Raw genomic sequence first — 18,005 nt, 5'->3', positions numbered from 1 at the left:
TCGCAAATATCCCCCCTCCTTTTTATGGTTCTTTTGTAAAAACTAAATGAATATTATCAATTTCATATACCAACCAAACAAATATGACCCAATTCCAAAACTCTATAAAAACACAATATAACTGACCAAAAAAAGGAGAGTGCGCCAACACCCTCCTTCTGAATTTCATGCTAGGCATGAAGTAAAGTAATACCCCATTGACCCTGGGGCATGTTTAACTCTAACTAATTCAAATTTATGAAAATTAAATGGTTCACTGATGCGGGTTGCCCAGGCAGCTCCATCAAAAGATTATTCGTTCTTAAGTTCGTGATAATCTTAGCTGTAACGATTCCAATCCAATCACATGCATTTACGACAGATAAGGAGTCGTCTTTAAAAAACAACCTTGAAACCCAACCCGTTCAGCGCACCGTAACAGGTACAGTATCGGACGCAATGGGACCACTTGCCGGTGTTACTATTCTTGTAAAAGGTAGTACAAACGGTACTTCTACAGATTTTGACGGTAATTATAGTATTGAAGTTGATGACGATCAAGCTATACTTATGTTTTCATACATAGGGTACTCTTCAAAGGAAATTCCTGTTGGGGGACAATCTGAAATTAACGTCACCCTAGAAGAGGATGCGGCCAAACTTGATGAAGTAGTCGTACTTGGTTATACAACCAGAAAAAAAGGAGAACTTACAGGGTCTGTTAGTACTGTAAGTTCTGAACAGATCGCCAAGGCCGGTAACAAAGATTTGGCCAAATCACTTTCTGGTACTGTACCGGGATTAATTATAGCCGATAGAGGTGGTTTGCCCGGATCTACTAACGATGATGATTTAACTCTTCTTATTAGAGGTAAATCTACTCTAGGAAACAATTCCCCTTTAATATTAATTGACGGGATAACAGCAAGCACATTTTCGCATTTGGCTCCGCAGGACATAGAGTCCTTGACCGTACTAAAAGATGGTGCTGCTGCTATTTACGGTGCAAGAGCTGCTAACGGTGTTATTTTGATCACTACAAAAAGAGGTAAATCCGGTAAGCCTAGTATTAATTTGAGCTCTTCTTACAATGTTTCCAAATTTTCTGTCGCTCCAAACTTAATGTCTTCGGAGCAGTATGCCATTTACAATAATGAAATAGCTCAGAGAAATGGAACACCACTACCCTATACCGCTGAGCAGATTCAAAACTACGCTTCGGGAAATGACCCTATTAATTTCCCAAATACGGATTGGGCCGATCTTACTTTCGCTAAATCTTCACCCGAATCCCGTAATTCGGTTTCCATTTCTGGAGGTAGCGACAATGTAAAATATTTTGTAAGTGGCGATTTTATTAGCCAAACCGGTATGTACAAATCCGGCGACCTGAACTTCAAGCAAAAGCAGGTAAGGTCTAATATCGACATTAATCTAACTGACAACTTCAAAATTGGAGTAGATCTCTCTGGTAGATTTGGAGACAGAAACGAACCCGGAGCCAGTGTAGGTGAAATATATAGCCGTATCAATACAAATGAGCCAACAGAAGTTGGTATTTACCCTAACGGTTTACCTGGGTGGGGTGGTGAAAACGGGGCCAACCCTTACGTAATGGCTACGCAAAAGTCAGGTTTTTCAAAACAAACGGATAACGAGCTTCGCGGAAGATTTTCCTATGACTGGAACCTAGACAATTTTATTTCTGGACTTAGTTTAAAAGGTTTTGCAGGTGTAAGACGAATGAACAATGATATTAAAGCCTGGTACACTCCGTGGACCGTTTATACCTATCAAGAAAGTACGGACGACTATACTCCTTCGCAAGGTTTTGCCCAAGGGCAAGGAAGCCAGAGAACGCTTCGTGAAAGCTTTTGGAAGTTTGATGAACTACTTTTAAATTCTACGCTTCACTATTCAAAGAGTTTGGGAGACAATCATTCCATTAGCAGTTTCGTAGGTGTTGAGCAAGCTACTTCCAATCAACGCTCTTTTTGGGCCGAAAGAAGAGGTTTTCCTACTTCCGAACACAGTGAACTTTTTGCAGGAAGCGACGAGGGGCAACAATCTTACGGAGAATCTCAGGAATGGGCACGTGTTAATTATTTTGGTTCGTTTTCATATGATTTTAAGAAAAAATATTTCTTGGACCTCACCATACGTCACGATGGTTCCAGCAACTTTGGACCCGGAAAACGGTTTGGTACGTTCCCTGGTGTTGCCGCTTCATGGGCCATCAACAAAGAATCGTTTCTTGAAAATGTAGAATGGCTAAATGCTTTAAAAATAAGAGCTTCTTGGGCAAAAATGGGTAATGACCGTATTGCACCCTTCCAATATTTAACACGCTATAATTATGGTGGGCCAACAAACAACGCTCAGCCCAATTATGCCATATTTGGTACTCCTGGTGTAAGCTACAATGGTTATACCAGCGCCAATGTCCCTAACCAAGATATAACTTGGGAAACAGCGTATATGAAAAATATTGGATTGAATTTCACCTTGTTCGATAACAAACTTTCTGGTGATATTAACTACTTCTACCAAAACAGAGAGGATATTTTGGTTACCCGTGCCGCGGCCATTCCAGATGCAGCCGGTATAACCCTTCCTGCTGAAAACATTGGAAAAGTAGACAACTTTGGTTGGGAGGTAGAACTAAGTTGGAGAGATAAAATTGGAGAAAACTTAAGTTATAACCTTGGGGCAAACTTTACCCAAGCAAAAAATGAAGTCGTATTCTTGGCCGAAGCAGCAGACGTACCTGAATGGAGAAAAAGAGAGGGTCATTCATTGGATTCTTACATTACCTATCCAACAGCCGGTATTTTCAGAGACCAAGCTCAGGTTGATGCCACCGAGGTAAAACTAGATGGTACCGTTGAAGGTGAACCTATTTATTTAGATACCGATGGAAATGGCGAAATTAACGCCAATGACCGTGTACGCGCTTTCTCTTCCAATGTTCCTGAAATTCAGTTTGGTTTCTTTGGAGGTTTCAATTACAAAGATTTTGACTTTAGTTTCTTATTTCAAGGACAGGCCGAAGCTGAAATGCTGATTTTCTTTGAGCGTCCTGGCGCTAGACCTGATTTTCTATTTGATCAAAGGTGGACCCCAGAAAACCGAAACGCAAGATACCCAAGAGCTTATGCCACGGGAGACAAATTTAGCGGTAACCAAAGTGGAAGTTCCGAAAATTTTGAAGGTGCGGACTTCTGGTTGCATGATGCGTCATTTGTTAGATTAAAGCAATTGGAATTGGGCTATACTTTCCATAAAGAAGACATTAAACTAGGGGACTTAAAGCTATTTGTACGAGGTTATAATATGTTGACATTATTCTCTGATGTTGCTGATTTAGGTTTGGATCCTGAAGCTAATGGATACTATGATTTTAGAGAGAGTACGTATCCTTCACTACAAACCTACACTTTGGGCCTTAACCTAAGTTTCTAATTTGTAATGAAAATAACAAAGTTCACATATGCTTGTAACGCTAACGAACAATAACAAAAAACTAAATAGAAATGAAACATATTAATATAAAGCAAGTCTGGGCATTGATCGCCCTATTTGCAACACTTGGTTGCGAAGATGTATTGGACACCGAAGCTTCCGATGCCTTTACGGAAGATATTATCTACAGTGAGCCTGATCAAGTAGAAAGATTGGTTTACCCTGTTTATAATAGTACCGAAAGTTGGGGTTTGAACAAGGCCCAATGGTGGTCTCGTAGATTTAATATAGAAGTGGGTTCTTTTGAAGCCAAGTTTAACTTTAATGATCTTGATCAGCTTAGATTAAGAGCAGGTTGGTCTCCTAGCAACGTGGGAGTTCTTGCCCAAAAGTGGAGCACCTATTGGGACTATATTCGTTTGGCAAATGAATTTTTAGACCGTATTGATGATAGCGAAGCCATGAAAACCGATCCTGACAAGGTTGCTATTTTAAAAGCCGAAATGAAATTTCTTCGTGCTAATATTTACAGTAAGCTTATTAAATTTTATGGTGGTGTTCCCATTATAGAAAACGCTCTAGGACTTGATGCCGATTTTGCCTTGGTAAGAAACAGCTACGAGGAGTGTGTAGATTTTGTTGTAAAGGAGCTTGATGAAGCTGCTGCTATTCTTCCGGAAACTCGTCCGGACAGTGAATTTGGACGTGCAACCAAACTATCTGCCTTAGCCGTAAAATCCCGTACTTTACTCTATGCCGCAAGTACATTACATGACCCATCTACTGAACCAAGTGGACCATTGTATGATTATACTAAAGCCAGTAAATGGCAAGATGCTTCGGATGCTGCCAAAGAAATTATAGATTTAGTCGGCGCCCGTAACCTTATTGCTGTTACCAATGCCAAAGAGTATCAAGATTTATTCTTATCGCCAAATCAAGATATTCTTTTCGCTCGCGCTTACAGTAGCCTTTATTATGATTTTGGTACCGACGCCAACTCCCTATGGAACCAGACACAAGCCCCAAGCGGCTATGGAGGTTGGGCGCTATCCTCTCCTACCCATAATTTTGCATTACAGTTTAATATGGCAGATGGGACTAGTACGGATGAAGCAAGCTATGACCCAGAAAATCCTAACGAAAATAGAGAACTTCGATATTATGCGGATTTATTCTACCAAGGATCTACTTTTAGAGGAAGACCAGTTGATTATGCTTTAGCGGATAACCCAACCGAAGCTACTCCGCATGGTTTGGATTCTCCAGAAGGTCTTGGTAACACAGGACATTCTTCAAAAACTGGCTATAACATTAGAAAGTTTCAAGACGAAAGCGTAGGGTTAACAGATGTTTCTCCTAACCGCCCTTATATACTTTACCGTCTTGCTGAAATTTATTTGAACTATGCCGAAGCGCAATACCATTTAGGACAAGAAGGTATAGCTCGTGAATTTGCAAGTAAAGTATCTACAAGAGCCCTTCAACCCGAAATTACAGCATCTGGTGCAGATTTACTGGAAGCTATTAAAAGGGAAAGACGCGTAGAACTAGCTTTTGAAGGTCATAATTTCTTTGACGAAAGACGATGGATGAACGAAGAGCACCTTGGCTTTGATGTTAAGGGTTTAAGATGGACAAAAGCCGCAGACGGTAATTTAACCAATGAAGAATACACCGTAGTAGAAAGACCATGGTTTGAAAGACAGTACTATCTGCCCATTCCACAGTCCGAGGTTGAAAAAGCTCCTTCAATGGTTCAAAATGCAGGGTACTAAGGCCCTTATACCTTAGAAAAGTTGTTTGTTGAGTTAGTTTGTAACCGGAGAGCCTTAGGGCTCTCCGGTTTTTTTATACAAACTGTAATTCTCGTAACTCAATTGAAACTAAAAAAAGGAACAATCCGTTCTACCGTTTTCTCTTTTGAATTTAAGAAGGAGGCTTTCTTTATGAACAGATAATTCTTGGGGAGTTATTTCATTTCAGGATTCAAAAACTCCAAACGACGAATAACTTCCGACTTTTCTGTTCTAAACTCTGGGTTTATCTTACTAATATCAATTGGAAATTCATATCCATAATCATACGAGCCAAGAAGTACTATAGAGTTTAAAATTAACAAGGCTTCTGTCTCATGTTTAGCGGAATAAAGGGCTTCCAACATAACAGGAACAGGTTCTCCCTCTTTAGTGATACCTAAAAACTCCGCAGCTCTAACTTTATTTACACCTTGATCATCATTCTGTGCTATTTTTTTTATTTCCGGAGTTAAGCTTTTCAATTCATTTCCAAAGCTGCTGCAAACAATCAACGCCCAATATCGTTGCCATGGGTCTGAAGAGACCAGTAATTCCTTTAACTTGGTTTGGGCCGTTGCAGCATCTTCTAACATTATATTTGCCGTTGCCACATAATCTTGAATCTCCTTTTTATGTGCTCTGCCAAACTTTACGGGATTACTAAAAGCATTTTCCACTAAATAGAACTCGGGGTAAAAAGATAAATCCGGCATACCCATTACCCAATCGTTTAGAAGTCCACGCATTTCTAAAAGCTTTGTGTCAAAATTAGGGTCGGCGGCCAAATTCACGGTTTCATAAGGATCGTTCTCTACATCAAAAAGCATTTCAGGTGTGCGTGATTTGAAAAAAGTAGACTGTTTATCATTTAATGCTCCTTTTTCATACATTTTTTCCCACTCGCGATAGGCTGCTTGTTGGTAACGGTAATTATTCATTAACCCATCAAAATTAAAGGGCTGGTAGTTTCTTATGTATTTGTATTTGCCCTTACGAACGGAGCGTACCATATCATACTTTTCGTCAAACCTATCGGCATAACCATAAGCAACATCTTCTTTGCTCAATTCTTCTGCGTTAACATCCTTACCCAAAAACGGTTTACCGTCTATTTGTTCCGGAATTTTAGCACCGGCTAGGTTCAGTACAGTTGGGGCCAAATCTATAAAGCTCACAAAACGGTCTGTTTGGCTTCCTGATTTTAAGTCCACCATGTCTTTGTAGTTCTCTGGAATCCTGACCACCATAGGCACATGAAGGCCGGTATCATATAAATACCCTTTACTTCCTGGTAAAACCCCACCATGGTCTCCGTAATAAAAAATGAATGTGTTTTCCAGCTGTCCATCGGCTTCCAAGGCTTGTATAACCTCCCCCAATTGACCGTCCATTTCTACAATTTTATCACGATAGCGTGCATTAGTGTACCTGAACAATTCCGTATCCGGATGGTTAGGTTGCACCTTATAATCATTAACTCCAGCTTGCGTAGGCGAATCGCTTAAATCACTCTCTGGAAAATGTAGTCTGGATTCGTGGGTAGTTCCAATATTATGCACATAGAAAAAAGGCTGGTCTCCTGAACGGTTTTCCCAAGTTGCTTTTCCCGATGATTCATCCCATGCATCATCACCTTTAACAAAATTATAGTCTTCTTTGCTATTGTTAGCGGTATAATATCCAGCATCTCTTAAATAAGCAGGAAACATTCGTAACGAGTCCGGCATAGGAACCAATTGCGACCTCCTATGATACTGAGCTCCTGTCCTGGGCGCGTAACACCCCGAGATTATAGTTGAACGTGCTACACTACAAACAGGAGCATTTGAAAAGGCACGGTTAAACTGTATGCCATGCTGGGCCAATGCCTCAATATTGGGAGTTTCAATTCCATTTTCATCAAACATTTTTAGATAATGTTTGGAGTTATCCTCTGAAACGATCCAAACTATATTTGGTGGTTTTTGATGGGTTTCCTGTTGCCCTTTGCACGCAATATTGATTATTAATATAAAAACGGGAAGTACATATTTGAGCTTCATAACTAGCTATGATTTAAAAAATGAAAGTCTGATTGTAAAAATAAACAATCTAAATACCTCAAAAATGTCAATTATCTTTAGATTACGGTAAGACTTTTGGCTTGAATAGTAGAACAAAAGTCTTTTGTGTAGAATTAGTTTAGTTCTTCTGGTCATATTTATGCTAGAAAAGTATCTATAACCAAAAAATATCATGTATTTGCACGGATGGTTCCCAAGTTCAAGGTCTAGGAATAAAACAAATGTTTAAAAGATTAAAACTTTTGATTTTAAATTAAAAAAACCAACCTAAAACAATGGTTTCACGTTATTTTTATTTGTTTCTTATTATCCAAAGCTTTTACCCTAACTGAATTCTCTTAAAATTGAAATTCATTTAGGTGATGTTCAAAGACATATCCACATAAAAAAAATAGTTATTCGTACTGCTCATATATTTTCGAAATTTAGACTTTGTTCAAGAAGACTTGGAACAATGGCAGGCGTTTTTACCCTATTGTTCTCATTGGTCCTAAACGCTCAAACTGAGACATACTTTCAGCATTTGGACAATAATGATGGTCTTTCCCAGAATGATGTGGTAGCCCTTTACCAAGACTCCTATGGCTACATATGGATCGGAACGGATGATGGTCTTAACCGCTATGACGGCAGAAATTTTAGAAAATTCAAACCATCCCCGAAAAACCCTTATGCAATAAGCGGCAACTTAATAAGTGCCATTGCCGAAGACTCTATAGGCAATCTTTGGATCGGGACGGCCGGTTACGGTATTAATTTCTACGAACGAAAAACAGGAAGATTCCACTCTTTTATGGTAGGGAAAGATAATTCCAACGGACTTATCTCAGATATTGTTAAGAGCATAATTATTGATGACGAAAATAGGCTGTGGGCACGAACGGACGGTGGTTTGCAGGTGGCTCAGATAGTAACCGGTCGTAAAACCCTCTCCTTTAATTTTCCTAATGCCGAGAACCCTGTTATTCTAAAAAAACCAACTTCTGCCTTATTCAAAGACCAACAAGGAACTATATGGGTTGGAACCTCCTCTGGAATTTTAAAAACCACCAAAGAAGATAAAGGTGAAATTCCTCAGCTTGTTCGGGTACATACAGATACGGTTGCCGTAAGAAGTATGGGGCAAAGCCCCAACGGCCAAATGGTTTTTGCAACCTCTAACGGTATTTTTACCCCCACCGAATCCGACGACCCTAATAATTTTCAACTAAAACGAATAGGAAACGAGACTATTCTAAAAATGGTAATCGACTCAAAAAATAGACTTTGGGGAGGAACCAAAAGCGGCCTGAATCAGTATCGGTTAAAAACCGATACCCTATTGTTAAAAAAACACCATGACAATAGTTTTGAAAATAGCTCAAGTTTAAGTTCCGACTATGTACGGTCTTTGTTAATCGATAAAACGGGAGTTCTATGGATAGGGACATTTGGTACCGGGATTAATAAATTAGACCTGAACGGAAAGCAGTTTAACCATTATTTGGGAGACATGCGCCCAGGAACATTGGGCCATAATATTGTAAAATCTATATACGAAGATAGCAACGGTACTCTTTGGTTTGGCACCAGGGGCGGACTAAGCTTTCTCCTAAAAGAAGAAAGTGACGGTACGTTTACAAACTTTAGACAAATAGACCGTGTAAACGCTGCTTTCTCTATGAACGAGATCAAGGTGGACGGTAAAAAAATACTGGAACTAGGAAACTCGGGTACGCAAGGTGTCTATCAAATAGACATTACCAATCCTAGCCGTAATCCAAAGGTTACGTTTAGCAATAAAATAAAGTCTACCGTGTTTAGTATGTGTACGGACAGATTTGGGCAAGTCTGGTACGGCACCTATTCTAAAGGGCTTTTTCGTGCAAAACATGCACCTTACAAGACGGTTGAAAATTTTGATAGCTCTCATAATTTTGCAAGCAAGATTATTCGAAATATAGTTGAAGATAGCAAGGGGAACTTATGGGTAGGTACTGGAAAAGGGTTGAACAAACTGCCCGCAGACCAATTACAAGAAGAAAATCCACAGTTCCAGTATTTTTCCGTAATCGCAAATGATTCAACCAGTATAAGTAATAACTATATCCTACCCATTTTTGAAAGTTCAAAAGGTACAATTTGGATAGGAACCCTTGGTGGAGGACTAAATAAACTTGTTGTAGATAAAACTACAGGGAAAGAATCTTTTAAAGCCTATACGGAAGCTGATGGGCTTCCCAACAATGTAATTAAAAGTATTGAAGAAGATGATGACGGTAACCTTTGGATTTCTACAAATAACGGTATTTCAAAATTTGACCCTTTAACCGAAACCTTTAAAAATTATGACGTTGAAGACGGTTTACAAAGTAATGAGTTTGAAGAATTAACCTCATTGAAAAAACCCGACGGACAACTAATTTTTGGCGGTGTCAATGGTTTTAATGCCTTCTATCCAAGAAAAATCAAGCAAAATAAGATTCCGCCCGAAATTCACATAGACCGTTTCTTGCTGAACAATAAGCTTGTACTTCCGAACAAAAAAATAGCGAACGAGGAAATATTAGACCAGACCATTTTAACCGCTAACAAGGTAAACCTTAACCATAACCAGAATAATATTTCATTGGGGTTCTCTGCGCTGCATTTTTCATCCCCTAACAAAAATGAATATCAATATAGGTTAAAAGGTTTTCAAGATGAATGGTCCGTTGCCTCCAACAACAGAAATTTAGTCACCTATACCAATTTAGAACCAGGAACTTATACTTTTGAGGTGAAAGCGGCCAATAGCGATGGTTTTTGGAATTTAGAACCAGACGCATTACAAATTGTTATTGCCCCGCCATTTTGGAAAACTACTTGGGCATATGCTCTGTACACCCTTTTGGCCATTTCATTGCTTTATGCCTTTGGTAAATTTACCCTGATCCGAATAGAGGAAAAACACCAACTCACCATGAACCATCTTACCAAACAAAAGGCAGATGAGCTCAACAAAATGAAAATGGAGTTTTTCACCAATGTTTCGCATGAATTTAGAACACCCCTTTCCCTTTTGAACGGCCCGTTACAGTTCTTGGAAAAAAACAACGACATCATAGAGCCCAAAGAACGCCTGAACCAATACAGGCTTATGCAGAAAAATTCATCTTTATTGTTACGGCTTGTAAACCAATTATTGGATTTTCAGAAAATAGAACAGAAGAAAATGGTTTTAGAAGTTGGTTACTTCAACATTCTAAAAAACATACATGAGATAAAAGAATCTTTTGATTTCTTGGCTACCAACCGATCAATTCAGTTTTCGCTAATTTGTGACAAGCCCACTCTTATTACCTGGTTCAGTCCGGATGCATTGGAAAAGGTAATGAACAATTTATTATCCAATGCTTTTAAATTTACTCCTGATGGAGGTGAAATATCCATCGTTGTAAGCAACACCTCCAAAGAAATAGACCAGACCAGAGAGGAGTACGTAAAAATAGAGGTACGTGATAATGGCAACGGCATTTCATCTGCCAGTCTAGAGAAAATATTTGACCGTTTCTTTAATGACGATAGCGCCGAAAATAGGAATACTTACGGCATGGGTATTGGCCTAGCGCTTACAAAAAGCCTTGTACAGCGGCATCATGGCGAAATTCTGGTTGAAAAAGGAACCCGGAAAGGAGCCAATTTCATTTTCTACCTTCCTAAGAAATTTGATTTTTATAAAGATGATAAAATTATAGGTTCCGAGTCTACCAAAGCCATGGTCGTTCCTAATTTGGACCATCTTAAAGAGGTAGATTTTGAAACCGAAGACGAAACAGAAGTTCTGACTTCTGATGAAAAGCCAACTTTATTGGTTGTTGAAGACAATGCAGATCTCAGGGCTTTTATAAAAAGTGGCCTATATAGAAAGTATAAAATACTGGAAGCGGAAAATGGCCAACATGGGCTTGACATATTAAAAAACCATATGCCCAATACTATCATTAGTGATATCATGATGCCCAATATGGACGGTATATCTTTTGCCAAGGAGGTTAAAAAACAGGTAGAGTATAATCATATCCCCATTGTATTTCTTACGGCAAAGACAGATGATGACAGCCAGCTAGAAGGTCTAAAAATTGGAGTGGACGATTACCTTACCAAACCATTTAACTTAGAGCATCTAGAAGTGAAGCTGAACAATATTATGCGGTACCGAAAAGAATTACGGAACTATATGCAACGTGAAGTATCCCTTTCTCCAAGTGAAATTGAGGTTACCTCACCAGATCAAGAATTTCTGAACCGTGTTATTGAGCTTTTGGAAATGAATATTATGGATGCGGAGTTCAATGCAGAATCGCTTACGGCGGCCTTGTCTATGAGCAGAAGTGCCGTTTACAATAAATTTAAGGAATTTACTGGCCTTTCTACCGGAGAGTTCATTAGACGTTTTAGACTTAAAAGAGCCAAGCAATTATTGGAGACTACAGATCTTACCGTAAAAGAAATTCTCTACATGTCCGGATTTAATACGGCATCCTATTTTACGAAATGCTTTAAGAAAGTGTACGGAACACTGCCTAAAGAACATCAGGCAAACTATCGCCAACAAGGGAAACCCAACAATGAATTCCAAATTTAATTCGTTGCTTTTCTATTGTCGTGCAACTGCTTCGCTATTCGTATACGCTTAATTTGTTCCTAAGTTTTATAAGCTCTTCTTCAGTTTTTTCTATGCGCTTCAGTAATCTCGTGATTACCTCAACCCCTTCTAGGTTAATGTTAAGATCGGTATGCAATCTCAATATTTTCTCGGTCTTGGGAAGTTCTTCCATAGGAATATACAAACTATCACTACGTTGTATGATTTTCACTAGACCAAATTCATTCAGCTGACTAATGACCGTTGATGAAATGCTATGGCCGTTACAAAACTCGGTTACGGATATGTATTCTTCTTGTTGCATAATCTTAACTTTTAAGTGATGCCAATTGTTTGAAAAGTGCCTTTTCTTGATCAGAAAGATTTGTAGGTGTCTTAACGTTATAGGTAATAAAAAGGTCCCCAAACTGACCTTCCTTCTTATAAACAGGAAAACCTTTGCCTTTTAACTTCACCTTGGTATTACTTTGCGTTTCCGGCTTTACCTTTAGCTTAGCCTTACCATCAAAAGTATCTACGGTAATTTCACCACCTAATATTGCAGTATACAAATCTAGGTCTACCGTCTTGTACAAATCATTACCATCTCGTTTAAACGCGGTATTATTATCTATTACAAAAGTGAGATACAAGTCTCCCTTGGGGCCTCCATTTCTTCCCGGACCGCCGTGACCCGAGATTTTTATGGTCTGTCCGTTTTCAATTCCGGCAGGAATAGCTATTCTTATGTTCTTACCATTGACTGTTAAGGTTTGCTTCTGAGTCGTGTATACGTCCCTTAATTGCAAGCGAAGTTCTGCATTCAAGTCTTGCCCTCTATATCTTACCTGTTGTCCTCTATTTGAAGTATATCCACCTTGAGAAAATCCACCTCCCCCGAACATTGATTCAAAAAAATCTGAGAAATCCCCGCCGCCAAAATCCTGTTCATAGCTCTGGCCGCCGCTACGTCGTGAACTTTGCTGTTGTGCTTTGGCTTTCTCAAACGCTTCGGCATGCATCCAATCTTTTCCGTATTGATCGTATTTTTTTCGATTTTCGGCATTACCCAAGACCTCATTGGCCTCATTTATTTCCTTGAATTTCTTCTCTGCCTCAACGTCATTGGGGTTGACATCAGGGTGATATTTTCGGGCCATTTTTCTATATGCCTTCTTGATGTCCTTTTCCGTGGCATTCTTACTTACCCCCAATACTTTGTAGTAATCTATGTATTCCATATTGATGTATTATATAAGAGAAGTACTAATTACACCTTGAAATTAACTAAAAATCAACCTTAGGTCAACCGTTTTCCGTAATGTTTTTAATGCTAAAAAAAGATAATTGATATCATATGACCATTGTCACCTTTTTGAGTATAAAGCACAAAAAAACCATAGGTACCAATTTAATTGGGGGAACTACCTATGGTTTAATTTAAGAACGTCCATACGCTCTAACAATTCAAAAAAATGAAAAATCTATTTAGCTACAGGCTTATAGACCCTAATCCAATCTACCCTAAACGTGTTGTTATCTATATTCTCTAACTCTTTATCTGTTGGGGTATACGTGTCCGATGCTAAACCAGAAGCTGGGCTAGAACGCCATGTTTGATCCTCAGTATTTATAATAATATCCATTTCTTTACTAAGGCCCGTGCGGGTATCTACCTGCGTATTTCCCGGATCCGTTGTATTTGTGAAATATTTGGGGTCTATAATATCCTTTCCCGAAACGGTTCTCACCAATTCTCCGTCTATATAATATTCTAAGTGCCATGGGTTTTTCCAATAGACTCCGTACGTATGAAAATCCCTGTTCCAAACGGTACCGTTTTCAAACCAAGTTCCCGCGTCTCTGGGCTGATAGTCCTGAAAGAGCTCCCTAATGAATACATGATGACTGATATGAATCTTCTTGGAGAAATACGAATGTTCCTTTTGCGCGCTTTCCGAATAATCTGCACCGTAAGCCTCTAGGATATCTATTTCTTGGGTGTCATCTGGGCTCAGAAGCCATACATCCGACGCTAAAGTAGAGTTCATAACCTTTGCCCTAGCCTCAATATATACCGGATAGATTACCCTTGTTTTTGATGTAATGCAGCCCATGTTCATTTTTTTTGAACCTGGTTTTCTAGTGGCCCACATTTGTAGTTCTCCGTTTGCTACATAAGACTGTTCCCTCCTCCATTCCGTGAGGCCGGGCCCTGACCATCCGTTGTGGTAAAAGTCATCCCACTTTTCAAAAAAAACATCTCCTTTATTATCTCCCGGGGATTGGTATTCAAAATCATCTGACATTTCTTGAAACTCCCAAACCATATCCGGCCCTGCATTAGCGGGTACCGGAATTTCTTTCCAGTTGACTTCTTTAGTATCTGGTGGAACGGTTTCTTTTTCCTCTTCCTGCTGGTCCTCTACTTTCTGTTCTTGATCTACGGGCAATTCTGTAGAATTATCAAATTTTGAACCCGTACCGCAACTTCCCAACAAGACACAACAAAGCATTAATGCAAGTTGATTTCTATTCATAGTTTTTACTTTCTTGTTCATTTTTAAGTTTGATTTCTAAATGAAAAAAAAGGGAGAATCTTTCAATTCTCCCTTAAACTCAAACAAACTACTTTGTGGGGAATTATGGTCTTTCTTCTTTTTCTATGATAGAGAAATCATCATAGTATACGGTCATGTCAGTAGTTTTTTCTGCATTAGGAATAATTCTCAAATAGAACTGAGATAACGGTGTTGTACTTGTATAATCTACAGTATGGGTCTTCCATTCTCCTACAGGATGTGCAAAATTGTTCCAAAATTGGAAACCCCAATTCTGTAACAAAAACAGACCTGTATGTGTACCACCATCTGTACCTACACCACCTGGTGCAATGTACATTTTATACGAAACGGTATAGGTCTTACCTTCTTCAAAAATTATTGGATTGTCGAACGGAGCACTGGCTTCAACATTATCCTGACCTGCCTCAATTTTTAATTTTAAGCTATATTCACCGGTTGCTGCTTGCTCCGTAGAATACTCAACCGTTCCCTTGTTACTCCAATATGGCACCCAACTATCAGCTCCTGTTTCCAACCCTGCAATAGCTGCGGGAATTAAATTAACCGTACTCATTATTACAGGCTCATCCGTAAAAGGCAATGCCTCCCTAGTATCTGAAGATTCTATACTACCACCTGCATAGGAAACCGTGATTACGTCAGGACGATAGATTGGAGCCGCCAATTTGATATCCATTTTTGTAGCATCATTTGCATTTACCGTTACAGAAGCAATTTCAAAGGCTTCTCCGTTTACCATAACCGTAAAGAACTCCTCTTGTCCTCCAAATGAAGCAAACTCCCCATTGTAAGGTACTTGTATGGTTTCATCTTCCAATTCGCGGATTTCTCCGGTAAGTTCAAATGGTTGAGATGAAGGGATTACCCTAATTGGTGCGTTCATAACATAGGTTTCTGAATCACCAGGAATGTTCTGACCTGAACGGGACAGGTTCATCGTAGCCCTAAAAGCTCCCAATTTATTAAAGGCAATATTGGCCAATGAATCTCCGCTACTGTTTACAACAGGATTTTCCGCAACTTCCTCACCCGGCTTCAAAGCTCTTCTTATGTTCCATGAGCGACCTGTAGGCTCACCAATAGTAGACAGATCAGTAAACTCCATAGTATTACCTGCCTCTATATATACTGTATCCGTTGCTTCATGATTTACAACCACATCGCCATTTCTAACTTTAATTTTAGGTACAAGTTTAGGATAGACCTTTACTAAAAAAGTAGTGTCTATAACATAAAGGTCTCCTTCTTTCTTGGCCGGCATCTCATAATCTACATCTCCGCGATTACCTTTAAAGACTACCATTTCATTAAAAGTGTTATACAACCTTACTTTTTTCATTCCGGAGGTTTTGAATTGCACATGAACGGTTTTCTCAAACGACGTTGTGCTTCTAGGCTCTATTATGAACTGATCAAGGATTGTATCCGTTCTATCTATAGGACCTTCAAGAAAAACATCGGTTTTATCAATTCTCCACGAATGGGATACTGCACCTTGAGATAAATCCGTGAAAGACACATAATCGTCCAAATTTACTTGAAGGTCATTTAACGTACCCTTGCTGGTATAGAACCCTATGTCGGAGAAAGGAAAAGGCGCCTCGTACTCATTATCGTCACATCCTACAAACAGGATGGCCAAGACGGCTAAAATTCTTATTGCGTTTTTCATTTTATACTTTTTAAATTTCTTGCTTTTTGCATTTTTCATTGATGTTATCACTGTAACCGTCAATTTTAATTATTCAATTGCGGGTTAGATATGATTTCAGAATTTGGCAATGGCCAATACGCATGTAACGCTTCGTTATAATTTGAAGATGCTTCCTGAAATTCGTTCCAGTTCTCGTCAATATCAGGATCACCAACAGGCAATTCCTTAACAATTGAAGCCCATCGGGTTACCTCTTTACCGTCTTCATCCAGCAATTTGTAGTGATCGGCCGTATAACGTCTTTGAGCCAATTCTTTAAAACGATCCGCCTTAACGCCCCATCTTCTAAGGTCTACATTTCTATTTCCATCTCCTTCAGCAGATAGTTCCAAAGGCAATTCGGTAAACATTAAATGTTCCATTAAACTTTGGGCATCATAAGCTACATTGTCATGGTCATTTGCCGGAAACTCTCCAGTACCTGCTAAACCTAACAACTGCACTCCAGACCTTCTTCTAACCCTATTGATATAAGTTAAGGCTTCGTCTATGTTTCCTAACTTTATCTGACACTCGGCATATTGAAGATAAATTTCCGCTAGACGTATCAAACGCTCATTTACACCTGACCTTACTTTACCTGGAGAAAGCTCTTCTTCCGATCTAGTAATATCCCAATTAGTATGCTTACGCCAAAACGCCGTCATACGCACATTAAAATTTGAGGCTTGTCCGGTTTCTTCTCTCAAATAATATCCCATATCCGTATCATCTACCAAGGCTACGGACCAAGAGGTTCGTAAGCTGAACTTCCTAAAGCTTTCATTACCGTCTTCATCTACAACCTTGTTACGAGGATCAGAAAAATCTAATGGGTCATTCCTATATTCTAAAATTAACCAGTTTGCCAATACAGCTCCAAACCATTTGCCATCACCTCCGGTAAATTGTCTTACATAGGCAGAATTTGCTACATCTCTTCCATCCCAAGGGCCCAATTCATTTTTATAATCCAACGAGTACCCTATTTCAAGAATAGATTCCTCATTAAACTCATCCATGGTTGTAAAGTTACTTCCTATGTTAGGTGTTAATGCGTAACCAAAATCATCTATAACACTTTTAAAAAGCGTAGCTGCGGTTTCATAATCACCGGCATATAAGTATGATTGTCCCATTACGGCAACGGCCGCACCCGCAGTAACACGCCCTTTATCCTTGCCTTCCCAAGAAATAGGTAGGTTCTCTGACGCAAACTTTAAATCTTCTAAATAGAACGCTTTGACCTCTTCTGCCGTAGCCACAGATTGATAAAACTCACTCTCTTCTACCGGTACAAAATCATAAATGGGAACCGCACCTCCGTTAAAAGAATTGTACAGGTTAAAATATATATACCCTCTTATGAACCTTGCTTGGGCCAAAATGCTAAGACCTTCTTCCTTTTCGTCTTCCGTAGTATAGGTCTCTGCTAATTTCCCAGCCGCTTCTATAACTTGGTTGGCCCTAAAAATGGTTGTGTAATTAGCACTCCATTTTTGGTTTATTTCATTATTGGCATCATTAAAAATCTGCAAATAATATGGGTTAGTATTAGTAGGTCGTTGGTATCCACTAGCCCAAGCTAAATCAGTACGTGCCAACTCCGCTACCAAATGAATATTCTGAGAACTCGCCAAACCTTTATAGGTCGCGGTTAAACCTTGTCCTAAGTCTTTGTTATTGTTCCAGAAAGTCTCGGTAGATATTTGGTTAGGATTGGTTTGCTCCAAAAAATCATCAGAGCAGCTCCAAAAAGCTAACATGGGCACGATTATAAAAAGTAACCGTTTTGTTATCGTTGTTTTCATAACTATC

Annotated in this window: 9 protein-coding genes; 3 read left to right on the top strand and 6 right to left on the bottom strand. The window is 39.2% G+C overall.

The window, feature by feature from the left end:
* Positions 1-237: 237 nt before the first annotated feature.
* Together H9565_RS11210 and H9565_RS11205 are read left to right on the top strand one after the other, a co-directional pair.
* The gene (locus H9565_RS11210; RefSeq protein ID WP_215439664.1) at positions 238-3,441 is read left to right on the top strand and encodes a SusC/RagA family TonB-linked outer membrane protein; all 3,204 of its coding nucleotides are present in this window, start codon (positions 238-240) and stop codon (positions 3,439-3,441) included.
* A gap of 71 nt (positions 3,442-3,512) precedes the next feature.
* Positions 3,513-5,219: a RagB/SusD family nutrient uptake outer membrane protein gene (locus tag H9565_RS11205; RefSeq protein ID WP_215439662.1), complete on the top strand. Its 1,707-nt coding sequence runs from the start codon at positions 3,513-3,515 to the stop codon at positions 5,217-5,219.
* 194 nt (positions 5,220-5,413) lie between these two features.
* Here the strand turns inward: H9565_RS11205 and H9565_RS11200 are convergent, their stop codons facing one another.
* On the bottom strand, positions 5,414-7,282 hold the full coding sequence (locus H9565_RS11200; RefSeq protein ID WP_215439660.1) for a sulfatase family protein: 1,869 nt from the start codon (positions 7,280-7,282) through the stop codon (positions 5,414-5,416).
* Positions 7,283-7,757: 475 nt separating this feature from the next.
* On the opposite strand from H9565_RS11200, the gene H9565_RS11195 reads away from it, so the two are divergent.
* Positions 7,758-11,909: a hybrid sensor histidine kinase/response regulator transcription factor gene (locus H9565_RS11195; protein WP_215439658.1), complete on the top strand. Its 4,152-nt coding sequence runs from the start codon at positions 7,758-7,760 to the stop codon at positions 11,907-11,909.
* A 34-nt stretch (positions 11,910-11,943) separates the two neighbouring features.
* Here H9565_RS11195 and H9565_RS11190 read toward each other — a convergent pair whose 3' ends face one another.
* The 5 genes from H9565_RS11190 to H9565_RS11170 form a co-directional block, all read right to left on the bottom strand.
* Positions 11,944-12,234 carry a chaperone modulator CbpM gene (locus tag H9565_RS11190; protein WP_215439656.1) on the bottom strand — a complete coding sequence of 97 codons (291 nt, stop codon included), beginning with the start codon at positions 12,232-12,234 and terminating at the stop codon, positions 11,944-11,946.
* Between the two features lie 4 nt (positions 12,235-12,238).
* Positions 12,239-13,150, bottom strand: a complete 912-nt coding sequence (locus tag H9565_RS11185; RefSeq protein WP_215439654.1) for a DnaJ C-terminal domain-containing protein — start codon at positions 13,148-13,150, stop codon at positions 12,239-12,241.
* Positions 13,151-13,393: 243 nt separating this feature from the next.
* Entirely contained in the window at positions 13,394-14,470 is a 1,077-nt protein-coding gene (locus H9565_RS11180) for a family 16 glycosylhydrolase (RefSeq protein WP_246560534.1), read from the bottom strand.
* A gap of 82 nt (positions 14,471-14,552) precedes the next feature.
* On the bottom strand, positions 14,553-16,166 hold the full coding sequence (locus H9565_RS11175; protein ID WP_215439652.1) for a hypothetical protein: 1,614 nt from the start codon (positions 16,164-16,166) through the stop codon (positions 14,553-14,555).
* Positions 16,167-16,231: 65 nt separating this feature from the next.
* The gene (locus tag H9565_RS11170) at positions 16,232-17,998 is read right to left on the bottom strand and encodes a RagB/SusD family nutrient uptake outer membrane protein (protein WP_215439651.1); all 1,767 of its coding nucleotides are present in this window, start codon (positions 17,996-17,998) and stop codon (positions 16,232-16,234) included.
* Positions 17,999-18,005: the final 7 nt, after the last annotated feature.

The organism is Zobellia russellii (assembly GCF_018728565.1).
Classification (GTDB): Bacteria; Bacteroidota; Bacteroidia; order Flavobacteriales; family Flavobacteriaceae; genus Zobellia; species Zobellia russellii.
The sequence above is the reverse complement of the archived record's forward strand: the minus strand, read 5'-3'. Positions and strand labels throughout refer to the sequence as shown.

Excerpts from the sequence above, each read along its gene's own strand:
- H9565_RS11190 (WP_215439656.1), bottom strand. The coding sequence starts at position 12,234 with ATGCAACAAGAAGAATACATATCCGTAACCGAGTTTTGTAACGGCCAT.
- H9565_RS11200 (WP_215439660.1), bottom strand. The coding sequence starts at position 7,282 with ATGAAGCTCAAATATGTACTTCCCGTTTTTATATTAATAATCAATATT.
- H9565_RS11195 (WP_215439658.1), top strand. The coding sequence starts at position 7,758 with ATGGCAGGCGTTTTTACCCTATTGTTCTCATTGGTCCTAAACGCTCAA.
- H9565_RS11170 (WP_215439651.1), bottom strand. The coding sequence starts at position 17,998 with ATGAAAACAACGATAACAAAACGGTTACTTTTTATAATCGTGCCCATG.
- H9565_RS11180 (WP_246560534.1), bottom strand. The coding sequence starts at position 14,470 with ATGAACAAGAAAGTAAAAACTATGAATAGAAATCAACTTGCATTAATG.
- H9565_RS11205 (WP_215439662.1), top strand. The coding sequence starts at position 3,513 with ATGAAACATATTAATATAAAGCAAGTCTGGGCATTGATCGCCCTATTT.
- H9565_RS11210 (WP_215439664.1), top strand. The coding sequence starts at position 238 with ATGAAAATTAAATGGTTCACTGATGCGGGTTGCCCAGGCAGCTCCATC.
- H9565_RS11175 (WP_215439652.1), bottom strand. The coding sequence starts at position 16,166 with ATGAAAAACGCAATAAGAATTTTAGCCGTCTTGGCCATCCTGTTTGTA.
- H9565_RS11185 (WP_215439654.1), bottom strand. The coding sequence starts at position 13,150 with ATGGAATACATAGATTACTACAAAGTATTGGGGGTAAGTAAGAATGCC.